The organism is Streptomyces sp. NPDC041200 (assembly GCF_055591805.1).
On sequence record NZ_JBVIZF010000017.1, the window covers coordinates 21607 to 37786 of the forward strand.

15 protein-coding genes are annotated in these 16180 nt (G+C 73.7%); 11 read left to right on the top strand and 4 right to left on the bottom strand.

Annotated features, from left to right (window positions below):
- Positions 1 to 147 precede the first annotated feature (147 nt).
- The 3 genes from ACZ6CL_RS29185 (at position 148) to ACZ6CL_RS29195 (ending at position 2752) form a co-directional block, all read left to right on the top strand.
- A complete protein-coding gene (locus ACZ6CL_RS29185; protein ID WP_468940799.1) occupies positions 148 to 1047 on the top strand; it encodes an ATP-grasp domain-containing protein in 900 nt (299 codons plus the stop codon).
- Positions 1044 to 1859 carry an ATP-grasp domain-containing protein gene (locus tag ACZ6CL_RS29190; protein WP_468940802.1) on the top strand — a complete coding sequence of 272 codons (816 nt, stop codon included), beginning with the start codon at positions 1044 to 1046 and terminating at the stop codon, positions 1857 to 1859. Before ACZ6CL_RS29185 ends, ACZ6CL_RS29190 begins: the two co-directional genes overlap by 4 nt.
- A gap of 134 nt (positions 1860 to 1993) precedes the next feature.
- Positions 1994 to 2752 carry a thioesterase II family protein gene (locus ACZ6CL_RS29195; protein WP_450884062.1) on the top strand — a complete coding sequence of 253 codons (759 nt, stop codon included), beginning with the start codon at positions 1994 to 1996 and terminating at the stop codon, positions 2750 to 2752.
- Between the two features lie 63 nt (positions 2753 to 2815).
- Here the strand turns inward: ACZ6CL_RS29195 and ACZ6CL_RS29200 are convergent, their stop codons facing one another.
- Positions 2816 to 4030, bottom strand: a complete 1215-nt coding sequence (locus ACZ6CL_RS29200) for a DUF4032 domain-containing protein (RefSeq protein WP_468940804.1) — start codon at positions 4028 to 4030, stop codon at positions 2816 to 2818.
- Between the two features lie 104 nt (positions 4031 to 4134).
- Between ACZ6CL_RS29200 and ACZ6CL_RS29205 the strand changes: the two genes are divergently transcribed.
- The 3 genes from ACZ6CL_RS29205 to ACZ6CL_RS29215 are packed head-to-tail and all read left to right on the top strand — an operon-like array spanning position 4135 to position 6871.
- On the top strand, positions 4135 to 5649 hold the full coding sequence (locus ACZ6CL_RS29205; protein WP_468940807.1) for an AlkA N-terminal domain-containing protein: 1515 nt from the start codon (positions 4135 to 4137) through the stop codon (positions 5647 to 5649).
- Positions 5650 to 5675: 26 nt separating this feature from the next.
- Positions 5676 to 6212 (top strand): methylated-DNA--[protein]-cysteine S-methyltransferase, encoded by a 537-nt coding sequence (locus ACZ6CL_RS29210; RefSeq protein ID WP_468940809.1) that lies wholly within the window; start codon positions 5676 to 5678, stop codon positions 6210 to 6212.
- Positions 6200 to 6871 (top strand): alpha-ketoglutarate-dependent dioxygenase AlkB family protein, encoded by a 672-nt coding sequence (locus ACZ6CL_RS29215; RefSeq protein ID WP_468940811.1) that lies wholly within the window; start codon positions 6200 to 6202, stop codon positions 6869 to 6871. The genes ACZ6CL_RS29210 and ACZ6CL_RS29215 overlap by 13 nt, the downstream gene beginning before the upstream one ends.
- On the opposite strand, the gene ACZ6CL_RS29220 is transcribed toward ACZ6CL_RS29215, so the two are convergent.
- On the bottom strand, positions 6872 to 7261 hold the full coding sequence (locus ACZ6CL_RS29220) for a tautomerase family protein (protein ID WP_468940813.1): 390 nt from the start codon (positions 7259 to 7261) through the stop codon (positions 6872 to 6874). It abuts the gene before it with no gap.
- A gap of 107 nt (positions 7262 to 7368) precedes the next feature.
- The gene (locus ACZ6CL_RS29225) at positions 7369 to 9303 is read right to left on the bottom strand and encodes an FUSC family protein (protein ID WP_468940816.1); all 1935 of its coding nucleotides are present in this window, start codon (positions 9301 to 9303) and stop codon (positions 7369 to 7371) included.
- Positions 9304 to 9752: 449 nt separating this feature from the next.
- On the opposite strand from ACZ6CL_RS29225, the gene ACZ6CL_RS29230 reads away from it, so the two are divergent.
- The 5 genes from ACZ6CL_RS29230 (at position 9753) to ACZ6CL_RS29250 (ending at position 14996) form a co-directional block, all read left to right on the top strand.
- Entirely contained in the window at positions 9753 to 9950 is a 198-nt protein-coding gene (locus ACZ6CL_RS29230; protein WP_468940817.1) for a ferredoxin, read from the top strand.
- Positions 9947 to 11182 (top strand): NAD(P)/FAD-dependent oxidoreductase, encoded by a 1236-nt coding sequence (locus ACZ6CL_RS29235; RefSeq protein WP_468940820.1) that lies wholly within the window; start codon positions 9947 to 9949, stop codon positions 11180 to 11182. Before ACZ6CL_RS29230 ends, ACZ6CL_RS29235 begins: the two co-directional genes overlap by 4 nt.
- A gap of 112 nt (positions 11183 to 11294) precedes the next feature.
- Entirely contained in the window at positions 11295 to 12761 is a 1467-nt protein-coding gene (gene mptB / locus ACZ6CL_RS29240) for a polyprenol phosphomannose-dependent alpha 1,6 mannosyltransferase MptB (protein WP_468940822.1), read from the top strand.
- On the top strand, positions 12758 to 13996 hold the full coding sequence (locus tag ACZ6CL_RS29245; protein ID WP_468940824.1) for a glycosyltransferase 87 family protein: 1239 nt from the start codon (positions 12758 to 12760) through the stop codon (positions 13994 to 13996). The genes mptB and ACZ6CL_RS29245 overlap by 4 nt, the downstream gene beginning before the upstream one ends.
- Before the next feature lie 10 nt (positions 13997 to 14006).
- The gene (locus ACZ6CL_RS29250; RefSeq protein WP_468940826.1) at positions 14007 to 14996 is read left to right on the top strand and encodes a lysylphosphatidylglycerol synthase transmembrane domain-containing protein; all 990 of its coding nucleotides are present in this window, start codon (positions 14007 to 14009) and stop codon (positions 14994 to 14996) included.
- Positions 14997 to 15000: 4 nt separating this feature from the next.
- Here the strand turns inward: ACZ6CL_RS29250 and ACZ6CL_RS29255 are convergent, their stop codons facing one another.
- On the bottom strand, positions 15001 to 16119 hold the full coding sequence (locus ACZ6CL_RS29255) for a CapA family protein (protein ID WP_468940828.1): 1119 nt from the start codon (positions 16117 to 16119) through the stop codon (positions 15001 to 15003).
- Positions 16120 to 16180: the final 61 nt, after the last annotated feature.

Below are 16180 nucleotides of genomic sequence, written 5' to 3' on the forward strand. Positions count from 1 at the left end.
GCCCAATAAACAGACCCCGGCCGCGGACCAACCGGGTGGGGCAGGAAATGACGGGAGAACAGGTGATGACATCCTGTGGGTCCACGGCTTGCCGGACCCGCTCGGCGGCAGCCCGGGGGATGTGTCCGGTAATGAGGAAGAAGGCCGATGAGACTCTGCTTTCTGGTGGAGGAGCGGTATCGCCACGACGGCATGCCGCAAGAGGTGATCCGTCGGCTCACCGCCTGGGGCCATCAGGTGGACATCCTGCGGCCCGGCCGCTCCCTGATGCGGATATCCGACGCCGTCCAGGCGGGAAGCCATGACGCCTGGGTACTCAAGACCGTGTCCGGCGGGCCCGGTCTGACGCTGCTGGAGGCCGCGGCCGCGGTGGGGCTCACGACCGTCAACGACGCGCGGTCCATCCGCGGGGTGCGGGACAAGGCGCTGGCGGCGGCGATCGGCCGCAGCCGTGGCCTGCCGGTGCCGGACACCTACGCGGCGGCCGCCCCCGAAGCGCTGGCGGAGATACCGGACACGGAGTTCCCGCTGGTGGTCAAGCCCGCGGACGGCAGTTCGGGGCGGGCGGTGCGGCTGGTGCCGTCGCCGGACCGGCTGGCGGCGCTCGGCCCCGAACTGGCCCAGGAGGGCATGCTGATCGCCCAGCCCTACGTACCGAACTCGGGCATCGACCTCAAGGTGTACTGCGTCGACGGCGAGTTGTACGCGACCGAGCGCGGCTCGCCGCTCGGCCCGGACCCGGAGGTCCGGGGCCGCCGGGTCGCGCTGTCCCCCGAAGTGGCCGCGATCGCCGCCGAGGTCGGCGCCGTGTACGGGCTCGACCTGTACGGAGTCGACATCGTGCTCGGGCCGGACGGCCCGGTGGTCGTCGACGTGAACGATTTCCCCAGCTTCAAGGAGGTGCCGGACGCCGCCTCCCGGGTGGGGCGCGCGGTCCTGGAGCTGGCCCGGCGCGGCGGGAGCGGACCCGGCGCGGTGCTCGGCGCCCTGCCCGGACCGGTGCGGGTGCCGGTGCAGATGCCCGCGACGGTGGGGGGTACCGGATGAGGGTCGGTCTCCTCACCGCCGACCCGGACCATCAGCTCCTCGCCGGTACGGCGGCCCTGCTGACGCCACGCCATGAGCTGGTCGCGCTGAACCCGGAAGCCGTGTCCGTGCCGGGTGAGCTTGCCGACGTCTATCTGCTGAAGGCCCGTACACCGGGGGCGCTGGCACTGGCCCGGTCCCTGGAGGAGCGCGGCGCGCCGGTGGTGAACTCCGCGGCGGCCACGGAACTGTGCCAGGACCGGACGGCGATGGCGTCGCTCGCGCGGCGGGCGGGTCTGCCGTTCGCGGAGACCCGTACGGTGTCCGCGCTCGCGCGGCTCGACGCGGCGCGGCTCGCGTACCCCGTGGTGGTCAAGAGCCGCCACAGCCGCCGCCACGATCTGGTGGCCCGGGTGGACACCCCCGCACGCCTGGCGGAGCTTGCCGCCGCGTGGCCCGACGAGCCCGTGGTGGTCCAGGACTTCACCGCCAACGACGGCTGGGACCACAAGCTGTGGGCCGTCGGGGACACGGTGTTCGCGGCGCTGCGGACCTCCGAGCTGACCGTCGGCAAGGAGGGCCGCCTCACCCTGCCGCTCCCCTTGGACGAACTGCCGCCCGGATGGCTGGATCTGGTGCGCCGGGTCGGCTCGGTGTTCGCGCTGGAGGTGTACGGGGTGGATGTGCTGCGCGGACCGGACGGCCCGGTGATCGTGGACATCAACGCGTTCCCGGGGGTACGGGGGCAGGCGGGCGCGCCGGAGGCGCTGGCCGCCCTGACGGTGCGCGCGGCCGCCCGTGGGCCCGTACAGGTGCCGCTCCAGAGGCTCTAGGGGCGCCAGGGGACCTAGGGGCAACCCGTCCGAAAAATAGGGGTTGTAGCCGTTCGGGCCGAGGCGGCAGGCTTGGATCCGTGTGCGTGCGCGCGAGCGCACGCCGTTGGACCAGCGGCACGAAAGGACGTCAGGTGACCGCAAACCCCACCGGCACCAGTCTGTGGATCAGGCAGTTCCATCCCGCGCCGGACGCGACGACGCGACTCGTCTGCCTGCCGCACGCCGGCGGATCGGCCTCCTACTACTTCCCCGTGTCGAAGGCGCTCGCGCCGGGCGTGGACGTACTCGCCATCCAGTACCCGGGCCGCCAGGACCGCCGTAACGAGGAGTGCGTCGGCACCATCGGCGAACTGGCCGACGCGCTGGTGCCCGAGCTGCTGCCGTACACGGACAAGCCGCTCGCGCTCTTCGGGCACAGCATGGGCGCGACGCTCGGCTTCGAGGTGGCGCTGCGCCTGGAGCAGAAGGGCGTGAATCCCGTGGCGCTGTTCGCGTCGGGGCGGCGCGCGCCGTCCGCGCACCGCGACGAGTCGGTCCATCTGCGCGACGACGACGGCCTGATCGCCGAGATGCAGGCGCTCAGCGGCACCGACTCGCAGGTCCTCGGGGACGAGGAGCTGCTGCGGATGGTGCTCCCGGCGATCCGCAGTGACTACAAGGCGGCGGAGACCTACCGGTACACGCCGGGCCCGCCGCTCGCCGCTCCCATCCACGTCCACGTGGGCGACAACGACCCCAAGGCGACGGTCGACGAGGCCCGCAAGTGGAGCGAGCACACCAGCGGCGGGTTCGAGATGCACACGTACGCCGGTGGCCACTTCTACCTCAACAACGAGGCACCGCGGGTCATCGCGTCCATCTCGCAGACGCTGTCCGCGCTGCGGCCCTGACCCGCACGGCGTCCGCACGGGGCACGAGGCACGAGGCATGACGCGGGCCGCGCCGCCCGCCGGTCACCCCGGCGGGCGGTTGCCGAGGACGTTGCGGGTGTAGTCCTCGGCAGCGGCTTTCAGGCCCACGTCGCCCTGGCACCGTTCGGACAGCAGCCAGCGGTGTTCCAGCACCTCGTAGTAGATCTGCGCGATGTCGGCGGAGCCCCGCAGCTCCAGGGGTACGGCGCGCACCGTCGGCCGGAACTTGTCGCGCACCCAGCGGTGGGCCAGCACCTCCGGGCGGGCGCCGAGCGGATCGCCGGGGGCGTAGTCGTCCTGGGTGGCCATCCACGCCTCCAGGTCGTTCAGCAGGCTGCGGGCCTGGTTCTCCTCCGCGTCGAGGCCGGTCAGCCGCAGCAGCTGGCGCTGGTGATGGCCCGCGTCCACGACCTTGGGCAGGAAGGTGACGGTGTCCCCGTCGGGCGAACGCTCGATCTGCATTTCGGCCACGTCGAAGCCCAGGTCGTTCAGCCGCCGCACCCGCCGGTCGATGTAGCGGCGCTTGGCCACCGGATAGACGGACTGCCGGGTCAGCTCGTGCCACAGCGCGGTGTACCGCTCCTCGATGGCCTGGCCGAACTGCACCGGGTCGACCGAGGGGTGCAGCGAGCCGCTGGCCTCCAGGTCCATCAGCTCCCCGGCGATGTTCACCCGGGCCACCTCCACGTCGTACTCCCGCTGCCCGCTGCTGAGCTTCGGCTGGATCTGCCCGGTCTCGGCGTCCACCAGATACGCGGCGTACGCGCCCGCGTCGCGCCGGAAGAGGGTGTTCGACAGCGAGCAGTCCCCCCAGGCGAAACCGGCCAGATGCAGCCGCACCAGCAGCACGGCCAGCGCGTCGAGCAGCCGCTTGATGGTGCTGGGCCGCATGGTCGTCTCGAACATCGACCGGTACGGCAGCGACCCCACCAGATGGCGGGTGACCAGCACCGGCTCCAGCGGTTCCCCGTCGCCGTCGGTCCGCCCCGTGACCACCGCGAGCGCGTCCACGGCCGGGATGGCGAGCCGGTCCAGGTCGCGCAGCAGCCCGTACTCGCGCACCGCCGCCCACTCCCCGACCTCCTTGACGGCGACCACCTCGCCGCCCGCCTGCGCGAATCGCACGACGTGGCGGGAGATACCGCGCGGCAGGGAGACCAGATACTCCTCCGGCCACTCCTCCAGCGGCATGTTCCACGGCAGATCGAGGAGGGACGCGGGCTGCTCGGGCGAGGTCGCGGTGATCTGGAGCTCCATGGGACAACAGTGTGCGGCACGGGTGTGCGAACTCCGGAGCGAGGGAGCGTCGTGTCCGATTTCCGCCAGCACCCCGCCCCGGGATGGCGCACAGTAGGGATGTGATGAGCGAAGACACCATGTACGAAGCTGTGTGCAGCCGTGATGCGCGCTTCGACGGCGAGTTCTTCTTCGCCGTCGCCACCACCGGGATCTACTGCCGTCCGAGCTGCCCGGCGACCACGCCCCACCGCAAGAACGTGCGCTTCTTCCCGACCGCGGCCGCGGCGCAGGGCGGGGGCTTCCGGGCTTGCCGTCGCTGCCGTCCCGACGCGGTGCCCGGCTCCGCCGAGTGGAACGCGCGGGCGGACGCCGTCGGGCGGGCGATGCGGATGATCGGGGACGGGGTCGTCGACCGGGAGGGCGTGGCCGGGCTGGCCGCGCGGCTGGGCTACAGCGCGCGTCAGGTGCAGCGGCAGCTGGGGGCGGAGCTGGGGGCCGGGCCCGTCGCGCTGGCCCGCGCCCAGCGCGCCCACACCGCGCGGATCCTGCTGCAGACGACCGGCTTGCAGGCGGCCGAGATCGCGTTCGCGGCGGGGTTCGCCAGCGTGCGGCAGTTCAACGACACCATCCGGGAGATCTACGCCGCCACCCCGACCGAGCTGCGCGCCGCCGGACCGGGCAGGACCGCCCGGTTCGGGGCGGTGGGGCGGCGGGTGCCGGGGGCGGCCTCGGCCGGGGTGCCGCTGCGGCTCGCCTACCGCGGTCCGTACGCCACCGCGGAGGTGTTCGGCTATCTCACCCGCCGCGCCCTCACCGGCGTGGAGGAGGTCGTGGGCGAGCCCGGCGACCGCACCTACCGCCGCACCCTGCGGCTGCCGCACGGCTGCGGTGTCGTGGAGGTCGACGAGCGCCCCGGCGACGGGTGGCTGGAGTGCCGGCTGCACCTGACCGAGCTGCGCGATCTGACCACCGCGAGCCAGCGGATCCGCCGCCTGTTCGACCTGGACGCCGATCCGTACGCGGTCGCCGAGCGGCTGGGCGCCGACCCCGCGCTGGCGCCCCTGGTGGCGGCGCGGCCCGGGCTGCGCTCGCCGGGCGCCGCCGACGCGCATGAGCTGGCCGTACGCGCCGTGCTCGGCCAGCAGGTGTCGGTCGCCGCGGGGCAGCGGCTGGGCAACGCCCTGGTCGCCGCGTACGGCACCCCCCTCACGGAGCCCAGCGGCGGGCTCACCCATCTCTTCCCGGGCGCCGACGACCTCGCCGACAGCCCGCTCACCGATCTCGGCATGCCGGAGAGCAGGCGCGCGACCCTGCGCACGCTGGCCACCGCGCTCGCCACCGGCGCGGTACGGCTCGACACCGGCGCCGACCGCGACCGGACCGAGAAGGAGCTGCTGGCGCTGCGCGGCATCGGCCCGTGGACGGCCGGTTACATCCGGATGCGGGCGCTGGACGACCCGGACGTCCTGCTGGAGGGCGACGTGGCCGTGCGGGCCGGGGCGCGCCGCGCCGGGGCGTTCCTGGAGGACTCCGAGCGCTGGCGGCCGTGGCGCTCGTACGCCATGCACCACTTCTGGAACGCCCCGAAGACCCTGCCGGAGACCGCGCAGGACACCACCCCGGCCGCCCTCGCATGATGACCACGCAAGGAAAGGACAGGGCCATGGCCCTCAGCACCACGCACACGACGTACACGACGATCGACAGCCCCCTGGGCGAACTGCTGCTGGTGGGCGCCCCGTCCGCCACCGCGGGCGGCGGCACCGCGCTGGCGTCCCTGTCGGTGCCCCAGCAGACCCGCGGGGCCACCGTGCAAGACGGCTGGCGGCGCGACGAGGCGGCGTTCGCCGGGATCGTGGACCAGCTGCGGTCGTACTTCGCGGGCACGCTCACCCGCTTCGACCTCGAATTCGTCCCCGGCGGCACGGAGTTCCAGCAGCGGGTGTGGCAGGCGCTGGAGGCTATTCCGTACGGCACGACGGTCAGTTACGGCCAGATCGCCGAGCAGGCCGGTGCCTCGCGCGCCGCCGTCCGCGCCGTGGGCACCGCCATCGGGCGCAACCCGCTGCTGGTCGTACGGCCCTGCCACCGCGTCATCGGCGCGAACGGCTCACTGGCGGGGTACGCGGGCGGCCTGGAGCGCAAGGAGCGGCTGCTGCACCTGGAGGGCGCCACGGCCGGGAACCGATGGACGCGCTGATCCCCCGGCCCCGGCTGCGCGTAGCGCCCGGAGCGGTCCACGTCCCCGGCTGGCTCACCCTCGACGAGCAGCGCGAACTCGTGGTGGCCTGCCGCGCCTGGGCCACCGGCCCGGTGCCCATCCGGCACACCAGGCTGCCGAATGGCGGGGTGATGTCCGTGCGGACCGTGTGCGTTGGCTGGCACTGGCAGCCCTACCGCTACACCCGCACCGCGGACGATGTGAACGGCGCGCCCGTGGCCCCGTTCCCGGACTGGCTGGTGGCGCTGGGCCGCCGCGCGCTGGGCGACGCCTACGAGGACGAGGCGGCCGGGGACGGCTACACCCCCGACACCGCGCTGATCAACTTCTATGACGGCCAGGCCAGGATGGGCATGCACCAGGACAAGGACGAGCGGTCCAGCGCGCCCGTCGTCTCGCTCACCATCGGCGACAGCTGTGTCTTCCGGTTCGGCAACACCGAGACCCGTACGAGGCCGTACACCGATGTCGGACTCGCCTCCGGCGATCTGTTCGTCTTCGGTGGCCCGTCCCGTTACGCGTACCACGGGGTGCCCAAGGTCCACCCGGGCACGGGCGACCCGGCGACGGGGCTCGCGACGGGACGGCTGAACATCACCCTGCGGGTGACGGGCCTGGCCGCGGGCTCCGGCGCCTGATCAGGAAGAGGCCGCGTACTGAGCCGCCCCGTAGCCGAAGGACCAGTCGATCGACGCGTTCTCGGTCACGGTGATGAACACGTTGCGCGGCTCGGTCCCCGCGTACTCCTCCGCGAGTTCGGCGATCCGCCGGTACAGGGCCTGCTTCTGGGCGGGGCTGCGTCCGGAGCGCATGGTGATCGCGATGTACACGATGCCCTCGTCGCGGGGCACACCGAGGTAGTCGTCGTAGCGCAGAGTGCTGCTGATGCCGTCGTGGCTGTTCAGTACCTGGAACCGGTCGTCGGGCGGGAAGCCGATCGTCTCGGTCAGGGCATCGTGCACGGCACGGCCGAGCGCGTCGAGCCGGTCGGCGTCGGCCCTCAGCGCGTCGATACGGACGAATGGCATGGCAGCGGCTCTCCTTCGGTCAGGTCCGGCAAGTGACTGTACATACTAGTAGGTACAGTCACGGGCGCGGAGACCCGGCGCCGTCACGGGGCGCCCGCGAGGGCCCCCTAGTTCGAGGCCAGGCGGCGGGCCCTGCGCAGGCCGGCGGTGACGTCCGCGAGGGTCGCGCAGTCCGTCACCGCCGCCCCGGCGGGCAGGACCAGGTCCGTCGGGGGCCTGCGGGCGGCGACGGCGTCGGCGAGGTCGGACAGACCGGCGCGCAGCCGGGCGATCAGCTCCGCGTCGGGGTACGGCGCGCCCTGGTCGAGCCGGACACCGCACGCGGTGGCGGCGTCGACGATCTCCTCCAGCGCCGAGACCACCGGCGCCCAGGCGGCCAAGTCCCGGCCGAACGGCGGGTGTTCGGCGCTCGCCACCTCCACCGCGCGGCGTGCGTCGGCCAGCGCGCGGTAGGCCTCGCGGCGCAGCCGCAGCCGCTCCGCGTAGGGCGCTTCGGCGGTCAGTACCCGGTCCAGGTGGTCGCGGGTGGCGCGGACGGCGAGGGAGAGCCGGACGGACACCTGGGCGCGCGGGCCGCCGAGTCCGGGCAGGGCGCCCGCGGCGAGCACCACCACGCAGGCGAGCAGGGTGTCCGTGAGCCGGGTGTAGCCGGGGTCGGTGTCGCCGCCGAGGTAGACGAGGGACAGCAGCAGCGGGGTGAGGACCGCCGTCTGGAGCGCGAAGTGGCGTACGGAGACGGGGATGAGCGCGGCGCACACCGCCGCCACCGCGACCGGCCACAGCCCGGCCACCCCGGTCGTGTGGCCGAGCAGCGTGGCGAGCACACCGAAGACGGCCACGCCCAGCGCCGTGCCGAAGGCGCGGGAGAGGGCGCGCGAGACCAGCGGGCCCATGTCGGGCTTGACCAGGAAGGTGGCGGTGGCGGGGAGCCAGTACCAGTGGTCGCCCGGCAGGGAGCGCGCGAGCAGGGTGGACACGCCGACGCAGAGGGCGACCCGGGCCGCGTACTCCCGTCCGGCGGCGCCCAGCATCCGGCGCAGCCGCTGCCGGGGGCCGGGCCCGACGGCGCCGACCGGGGGCGCGGGTTCGCCGTCGAAGACACGGGCGGCGAGCACGATCGCGCGGTGGACGGCGATGCTGCCCGCAGTGCTGGGGACGGGGGCGGGGAGGCGGCCCGGGGGCAGTCCGGTGCGTACCGAGCGGGCGAGCTGGGCGGGTGTGCGGGCGACCCGGTCGGGCAGGGGTTCGTTCTCCCACAGCAGGGTCAGCGCCGCTTCGCTCAGCCCTCCGGCCACCGCGAGCCGGTCCCGCAGCCGCCGTTCCTCCTCGTCGGGGCGCTGCCACGGGAGGCGGTGGCCGTAGAGGGCTTCGTACGCGGCGTCGTACGCGGAGGTCAGGCGGCGCCGCGCGGACTGGGCGCCCTCGGTGCCGACGACCGTCATCAGGTCGCCGAGCGCGTCGTACACGGCGGCCACCGCGCCGCGCTCGTCGGGCCCGGGGGCGGCCGCCGGGCGGAACCGGAGGGCCTTGGGCAGCAGCGAGGCCATCACGATGACCCAGGTGGCGCCGACGAGCAGCATGCCCGCGCGCACCGGCGGGGGCTCGGGCAGCGGCATCCCGGCACCCACCACGGCGAGCACCATCAGCTGCACTCCGGCCGCCGAGCACACCGGCCCGATGGCGCTGAGGGCGCCGGAGACGAGCCCGACGGTGGCCAGCGCCAGGGCGATCCACGGGCCGAGCCCGAGCGTGCTGAACGAGGCCCCGGTGAAGAGGCCGACGGCTCCCGCGAGAGCCGGGAGTCCGATGCGTACGGTGCGGGTGCGACGGGTGGCCGGGCGGTCGTTGATGTGCGCGAACATCGCGCCGAGGCCCGCGGTCACGCCGGCCGGTGTGTTGCCGGTGGCCACTCCCGCCGCCACCACGGGGCCCACGCCGAGCGCTCCGCGCAGCACCGCCGGCCAGGGCACGGGGCCCCGCAGGGCCCGCACCCCGCGCAGGGGGTGCGCCAGCCAGTCGGGCAGGGCGGAAAGCGCGCGCAAGGATCCTCCGTATTCCGGGTCGGGTCAGGTCCGTGTGATCGGTACGGTCCTCGACGGTACGTGAACCGGGCGCGGCTTTCGTAACCTGTACGTTTCCGCCATGTGAGCCGTGGACGGTTGACAACCGCCGATGCCGGGGCATGTGGCGGCAGGCCGGGCGGCGCAGGCCGGGACCGCGGCGCCGACGCTCACTGATGACCTGCCGCTTTTAAGTTTTGACCGGGTTTGTTCGGAGCGCTTACCCGCTTGTGCACATGCCAGGCTCATATGTGTCCCTCATTGGCCATCTTTGAACTCAGCGTGTTGTGCTGTGCACGCAAGGCCAACTAGCCTCCGTGTCGCCGCTTCCAGAACGATCGTTTACCAACCGGCCCACCTGGTGAGCCCGTTGCCCGCTGCTCCGGCAGCCCCGCATCGCCCGGCCCGACACCCCAAGCGTGGAGAACTCCGTGCACGTGACGTTAGATCAGGACAGATGCGTGGCCTCGGGCCAGTGCGTGCTCGCCGCGCCGGAGGTGTTCGACCAGCGCGACGACAGCGGTCTGGCCGTCCTGCTCGACGACCTTCCGCCGAGCGGACTGCACGGCGAGGTACGCCGGGCGGCTGCCGTCTGCCCCGGCCTGGCGATCGCCCTGGCCGAGTCGTGAGCACCCCGGGAAACGTGGTCATCGTGGGCGCCTCGGTGGCAGGGCTCACCACCGCCGTCACCCTGCGCTCACTGGGCTACGGCGGGCGGCTCACCCTGATCGGCGACGAGCCGCACACCCCCTACAACCGGCCGCCGCTGTCCAAGCAGATCCTCGCGGGCACCTGGGAGCACGACCGGATCAAGCTCCGTACGGACGAGGAACTGGACGCGCTCGACGCGGAGCTGCTGTTCGGCAGGTCCGCCACCGGGCTCGACACCGTCGCGGAGCGGGTGCTGCTGGACGGCGGCGACAGCGTCCCGTACGACAGCCTGGTCATCGCCACCGGCGTCACCTCGCGCGGCCTGCCCGACGCCCACCACCTGGCCGGGGTGCATCTGCTGCGCACCCTCGACGACGCGCTCGCCCTGCGCGCCGATCTCCAGCGCAGGCCCACGGTGGCGGTGGTCGGGGCGGGGTTCCTGGGCGCCGAGGCCGCCGCGGCCGCCCGCCGGATGGGACTGGACGTCACCATGATCGATCCACGGCCGGTGCCGATGCGCCGCCAGTTCGGCGACCGGATCGCGGGGCTCGTCGGACAGCTGCACCGGGACAACGGCGTGTCCATGCGCTGCGGCACCGGGGTGACCCGGTTCCTGTCGGCCGGTGGCCATGTCACCGGGCTCGAACTGACCGACGGGACGGTGCTCCGCGCCGATCTCGTCGTGGTCGCCATCGGCGCTGTCCCGGCGGTCGGCTGGCTGACCGGGTCCGGGCTGTGCCTGAGCAACGGCGTGGAGTGCGACGCCGCCTGCCGGGCGGCACCGGGTGTCTACGCGGCCGGTGACGTCGCGTCCTGGTACAACGAACACTTCGGCGCCCGCATGCGGCTGGAGCACCGGCTGAACGCGACCGAGCAGGCCCAGGCCGTCGCCCGTAACCTGCTCGGCGACGATGTGCCGTTCGCCCCCGTACCGTATTTCTGGACCGACCAGTACGACGCCCACATCCAGGCGTACGGCATCTTTCCGGCCGAAGCCGAACTCGCCGTGCTCCACGGCGAACTGGACGACCGCCACTTCGTGGTCGCCTACGGGCACCGGGGGCGGGTAGTAGGGGTGCTGGGCTGGAACAGCCCCCGGGAAGTGCTCAAACTCCGCCAGCTGGTGGCCGACAAGGCGCCCTGGTCGTCGATCGAGGGCAGCGCGCCCCCGGTGGGAGCGCTCGTGGGGGCCTTCGGCCCGGGCGGGTGACCGGCTCGGGCAGTGACCGGCTCGGGCGGGTGCCCCGGCCGACACCTCCCGGTCAGCAACCGGTGACCGCGGCGTCACGTTTCGGCCATACGTCACGGCAAGTGTGGGGCGGGTGCTGGTCCGTCGTGTTCTCGTCCAAGGTGTCGCCATCGCTCCGCATCACTGTCGGCTTCTCGGGTTCGCGGGCTCGGTCGCCCTCGCCGCGGGTGGCGCGACAGCCGGAGCGCTGCCCGTGGGGGATGCCCTCACGCCGGATTCCGGAAGAGCCGCGCTCGGCCTGGTCAGTACCTACTTCGGACTGGTGCTGCTGGTGGCCGCCTGGTGGTGGCTGGGGCGCGAGGTGCGTGGTCCGCGGCCGCCCGGCGTCCGCGGCCTGCTGGTGACGCTCGCCACCTGGGCGGCCCCGCTGCTGCCCACTCCCCCGCTGTTCAGCCGGGACGTGTACAGCTATCTCGCCCAGGGCGCGATGGTGCACGCGAACATCGACGTCTACACCCACGGCCCGGTCCGGCTCGGCGGGCCGATCGCGGCCGAAGTGGCGCCGGTGTGGCAGCACACGCCCACCCCGTACGGCCCGGTCTCGCTGGCCTTCGAGAGCGCGATCGCGCACGCCTCGCGCGCCGAACTGCCCCTGGGCGTCTTCGGGTTGCGGCTGATGGCGCTGCTCGGGGTGGCCCTGATGGTGCTCGCCCTGCCCGTGCTGGCCCGGCGCTGCGGCACCGACCCGGGCGCGGCGTTGTGGCTGGGCGGGCTGAACCCGCTGTTGCTGCTGCACTTGGTGGGCGGGGCGCACAACGACGCGGTGATGCTGGGGCTGCTCGGCGCCGGGCTGGTGGCCGCGACCGGCCGGTGGCCCGCCTGCGGTGCCGTCCTGGTCACGCTCGCCGCCCTGGTCAAGGCGCCCGCCGCGCTGGGGCTGCTGGCGGTGGCCTCGCTGTGGGCACGCCGGATGACGGGCCGGAGGCGCCACGTCGGCGTGTTCCTCGCCACGGCCGCGCTGGCGCTCGTCACCACGGGCGTGGCCACGGCCGTCACCGGCACCGGCTACGGCTGGATCGGAGCCCTTTCCACCCCCGCCTCCGCCGACAACTGGGCGCTGACCAGCGCACTCGGCCGGGCCACCGGCGCCCTGCTGCAGGCGGTCGGCAGCGGGCTGGCGCCGCTCGCCACCCCGGCGTGGCACGCGCTCGGGCTGCTCGCGACCGCGGTGGCGGTGGGGGTCGTCTGGCTGCGGCCACCACGCCGCGGCCCGCTGTACGCACTGGGGCTGAGCCTGACGGCGGTGGCCGTGCTCGGCCCGGCGATCCGGCCGTGGTACCTGCTGTGGGGGCTGTTCCTGATCGCCGCGGCCGCGCCCAGCGGCTGGGTGCGCCGGGCGGTGGCCGGGGTGAGCGGGGTGCTCGCACTGGCCGTACTGCCCAGCGGCTTCGCCCCGGATTCCCGGCAGCTCACGTTCGCGGTGTGCGGTGGCGCGCTGGCCCTGTGCGTGCTGTGGTGCACGCGCTGGGCGCCGGGGTTCCCCGCCGGGCCGGGGCTGGCCTCCGCGAAGGGCGCGCACTGGCCGGAGCGTTCGGCGTGACGGGGCCCACCACGACCCGCGGACGGCTGCTGCTGGCGACCGGGCTCACCACGGCCGCGGCGCTCTTCCTGGCCTTCGTACCCCTGCACCGGGACTGGTTCGACCTGGGCGTCTACTACGGGGCCGTCGGCCAGTGGCTGCACGACGGCCACATCTATGACTTCACCACGCCCGGGGCGGACGGGGCGGACTACGGCTTCACCTATCCGCCGTTCGCGGCCGTGTGCATGCTGCCGATGGCGCTGCTGAGCTGGCCGGAGGCGGTCAGCGTCAGCATGCTGCTCAACGTGGCCGCCTCGGCGGTCATCCTGACCTGGCTGATCGGGCCGGTCGTGCGCCGCCAGGGCTGGAACATGTGGTTCGCGTTCACCGTGGCGGGCGCGCTGTTCTCGCTGCTGGAGCCGGTGCGGGACACCTTCAGCTTCGGGCAGGTCAATCTGCTGCTGCTGGTCCTGGTATTGCTGGACGCCCGGCTGCTGGCCACGGGGAACGGCAGCTTCGCCGGTTTCGGGACCGGTCTCGCCGCCGCCATCAAGCTCACCCCGGCGATCTTCATCGTCTATCTCGTGGTCACCCGGCGGTGGCGGGCCGCCGCCGTCGCCACGACCACCGCCGTGGGCGCCACCCTGCTCGCCGCGGGGGCCGCGCCCGGCGCCTCCCGGGTCTACTGGACCGAGGCACTGTGGGACACCGACCGCATCGGGGTGCTGTCGTACGTCTCGAACCAGTCGTGGGAGGGCGTGCTGGCCCGGCTCGTGGCCCCGCTGGAGCCCAGTGGCGCCATCTGGGCGGCCGGGGTGGTGGCCCTGCTGGCGGTGTGGGCGTACCGGGTGCGGCAGACGGCCGCCGTGGGCGACGAACCGGCGGGCTACGCCCTGACCGGGATCGCCGCCTGCCTGGTCAGCCCGATCACCTGGGTGCACCATCTGGTGTGGCTGATCCCGGCGCTCATCGTGCTCGCCGAATCGGGACTGCGGCCGGATACGCCACCGCGGCGGCGGCGGACGCTGCTGCGGGTGGCCGCGGTGGTCTATGTGATCCTCTGCAGCAGCCTGGTGTGGCTGTGGCGGTTCGACGCGACCGGCGTGACCGGCTTCCTCGGCAGCAACGCGTACGTGTGGATCTGTCTCGGGCTGCTGCTGGCGCTGCCGCTGCGGGAGGCGGCGCCCGGTACGGCCCCGGCGCCCGCCCCGGCACCGCGGTCGGCCCCGACCGGGCGCCCGGCGACGGGGTAGGGGACGAACGATGCGGCCAACAGCGCCCATGCCGCAGACGGCGCCCATCCAGCCCACCGCGCCCCGCCCCCGGCGGCTTCCGCTGCGCCAGGTGCTGTGCCTGGTGCCGCTGGTCGCGGTCGCCGTCTGGGTGGCCCAGCACCGGTCGCTGATCGGTTCCGGTGCCCGTCAGATGTTCACCGCCGACCCGTGGTGGCTGCTGACGGCGGTCGCGACGACGGGTCTTGGCTGGGTCGCTGTGTCGTTCGCCCGGCAGGGCACGGTGCTGGAACGGCTTCCGGCCCGGCGGCTGTTCGCCACCCAGTTCGCCGCGGGCGCCGCCAACCATCTGCTGCCCTCGGGCATCGGGGCGAGCGCGGTCAACATCCGCTTCATGACGGGCTGCGGACTGACCCCCGCCCGTTCATCGGCCGCGCTCGCCCTGTACTTCCTCGCGGAGGCCGTCACCCGGATCCTGCTGTTGCTCGTGCTGCTCGCCGCCTTCCCGGAGGCGCTGCGCATCGGGCCGGTGCTGCCGGAGCGCACCGCCGGTCTTGTGGTGTGGGCGGCGGGGGCGGGGGCGGTCGTCCTGGTGGCGGGGCTGCTGCTGATCGGCCGGGTGCGCCGGGGGGTCCGTGCCTTCCTGCGCACCGCGCTGGCCGACGCCCGCTCGCTGCATCTGCGGCCGTCCCGGGTGCTGGCCCTGTGGGGCGGTTCGCTGGCGTTCCCGCTGCTGCAGGCGGCCGGTCTGGTGGCGGTGGCGCTCGCGCTGGAGCTGGACGTATGGCCACCGCATGTGATGCTCGCCTATCTGGCCGCCTCGGCGGTGGCCGCCCTGGTGCCGTCCCCCGGTGGCATCGGATCGGTCGACGCGGCGCTGGTCATCGCGCTGGTCGCGGCGGGCGCCCCCGTCGAGGCCGCCACCTCCACGGTGCTCGCCTACCGCTTCATCACCCTGTGGCTTCCGCTGGTGCCGGGCGCGCTGGTGCTGGGCGCCCTGGTCCGTTCCAAGGTTCTCTGATAGCTCAGGGACCGGCGCGGTGCGCCGTGAGCACATCGTCGCGGCCGAGGGCGATACGGGTGCCGAGGGCGGAGCCGGTACGGCCGAGGGTGCGGGCGAGCCATGCGGCGTCCTCGTGCGGGGCCCGGCGCAGCCGCATCCGGCGGGCCTGGAAGACCACCATGCGCAGGTCCAGGAGCGCACCGGTGTCCGGCCGCAGCGTGGCGAAGTACAGCAGCCGCAGATCGTCCCGGTACCGCTCGTAGCCGCCGATGCCCTCGTAGTCGTCGATGAGGTCGCCGCAGCCGTAGAGGACCAGCTTGTCCCGGTAGATCTCCAGGGGGCGGGGGTGGTGGGAGGAGTGGCCGTGAACGAGGTCCACGCCGTCGTCGATCAGGGCGTGGGCGAAGCGGATCTGGTCCTCGGGGACGTCATACCCCCAGTTGGTGCCCCAGTGGATCGAGACCACCGCGAGGTCGCCGGGCCGCTTGAGCTGCCGTACCCGGTGGGCGAGCGTGGCGGCGTCACCGGCCGTGTGCTCGGACACCAGGTCGACGCCGGACCTCTCGCCGCTGGCCGCCCAGCCGGGCGGGATGCCGCTGGAGGCGGTCCCGCAGGCGAAGACCAGGACGCGGCGGTGGTCACCTGCCGGGACGGCCGCGGGGCGGCGTGCCTCCCGCAGGTCCCGGCCCGCGCCCGCCACCCGGATCCCGGCGGCGGCCAGGGAGTCGAGGGTGTCGTCGAGGCCGGGCCGCCCGCGGTCCAGCACATGGTTGTTCGCCAGGACGCAGACATCGGGCCGGACCACGGCCAGACCGGGGAGGTTGGCGGGACTCATCCGGTAGTGGATCTCCTTGCCGGGTGCGAACGTGCCGCCGTGGGTGACGCTCGTCTCCAGGTTCACCACCCGGACGTCGGGCGCCGCCCGGTCCAGCACCGGCAGCGCCTCTCCCCACGGCCAGGAGAAGCCGACCGGCCGCGGGATGGGGCCGCTCGCCGCCTCCACCAGCCCGACATAGGCCCGGGAGTCACGGATGTACGGCTCCCGCAGCGCCGGATCGCCGGGGTGGGGCAGGATCTGGTCGACACCGCGGCCGAGCATCACATCGCCGCAGAGGGCCAGCGTCACCGCGTCGCCGCGCATACCTCCACGTTAATGCGCCGCCCGTCCTGAATGTCGCGGCCACAGTTCAACTAGGCTTTTC

What these genes read in the sequence shown, in the direction of transcription:
- ACZ6CL_RS29185 (WP_468940799.1), top strand. Translation starts at nt 148, where the DNA reads ATGAGACTCTGCTTTCTGGTGGAGGAGCGGTATCGCCACGACGGCATG.
- ACZ6CL_RS29190 (WP_468940802.1), top strand. Translation starts at nt 1,044, where the DNA reads ATGAGGGTCGGTCTCCTCACCGCCGACCCGGACCATCAGCTCCTCGCC.
- ACZ6CL_RS29200 (WP_468940804.1), bottom strand. Translation starts at nt 4,030, where the DNA reads ATGGAGCTCCAGATCACCGCGACCTCGCCCGAGCAGCCCGCGTCCCTC.
- ACZ6CL_RS29205 (WP_468940807.1), top strand. Translation starts at nt 4,135, where the DNA reads ATGAGCGAAGACACCATGTACGAAGCTGTGTGCAGCCGTGATGCGCGC.
- ACZ6CL_RS29210 (WP_468940809.1), top strand. Translation starts at nt 5,676, where the DNA reads ATGGCCCTCAGCACCACGCACACGACGTACACGACGATCGACAGCCCC.
- ACZ6CL_RS29215 (WP_468940811.1), top strand. Translation starts at nt 6,200, where the DNA reads ATGGACGCGCTGATCCCCCGGCCCCGGCTGCGCGTAGCGCCCGGAGCG.
- ACZ6CL_RS29220 (WP_468940813.1), bottom strand. Translation starts at nt 7,261, where the DNA reads ATGCCATTCGTCCGTATCGACGCGCTGAGGGCCGACGCCGACCGGCTC.
- ACZ6CL_RS29250 (WP_468940826.1), top strand. Translation starts at nt 14,007, where the DNA reads ATGCGGCCAACAGCGCCCATGCCGCAGACGGCGCCCATCCAGCCCACC.
- ACZ6CL_RS29255 (WP_468940828.1), bottom strand. Translation starts at nt 16,119, where the DNA reads ATGCGCGGCGACGCGGTGACGCTGGCCCTCTGCGGCGATGTGATGCTC.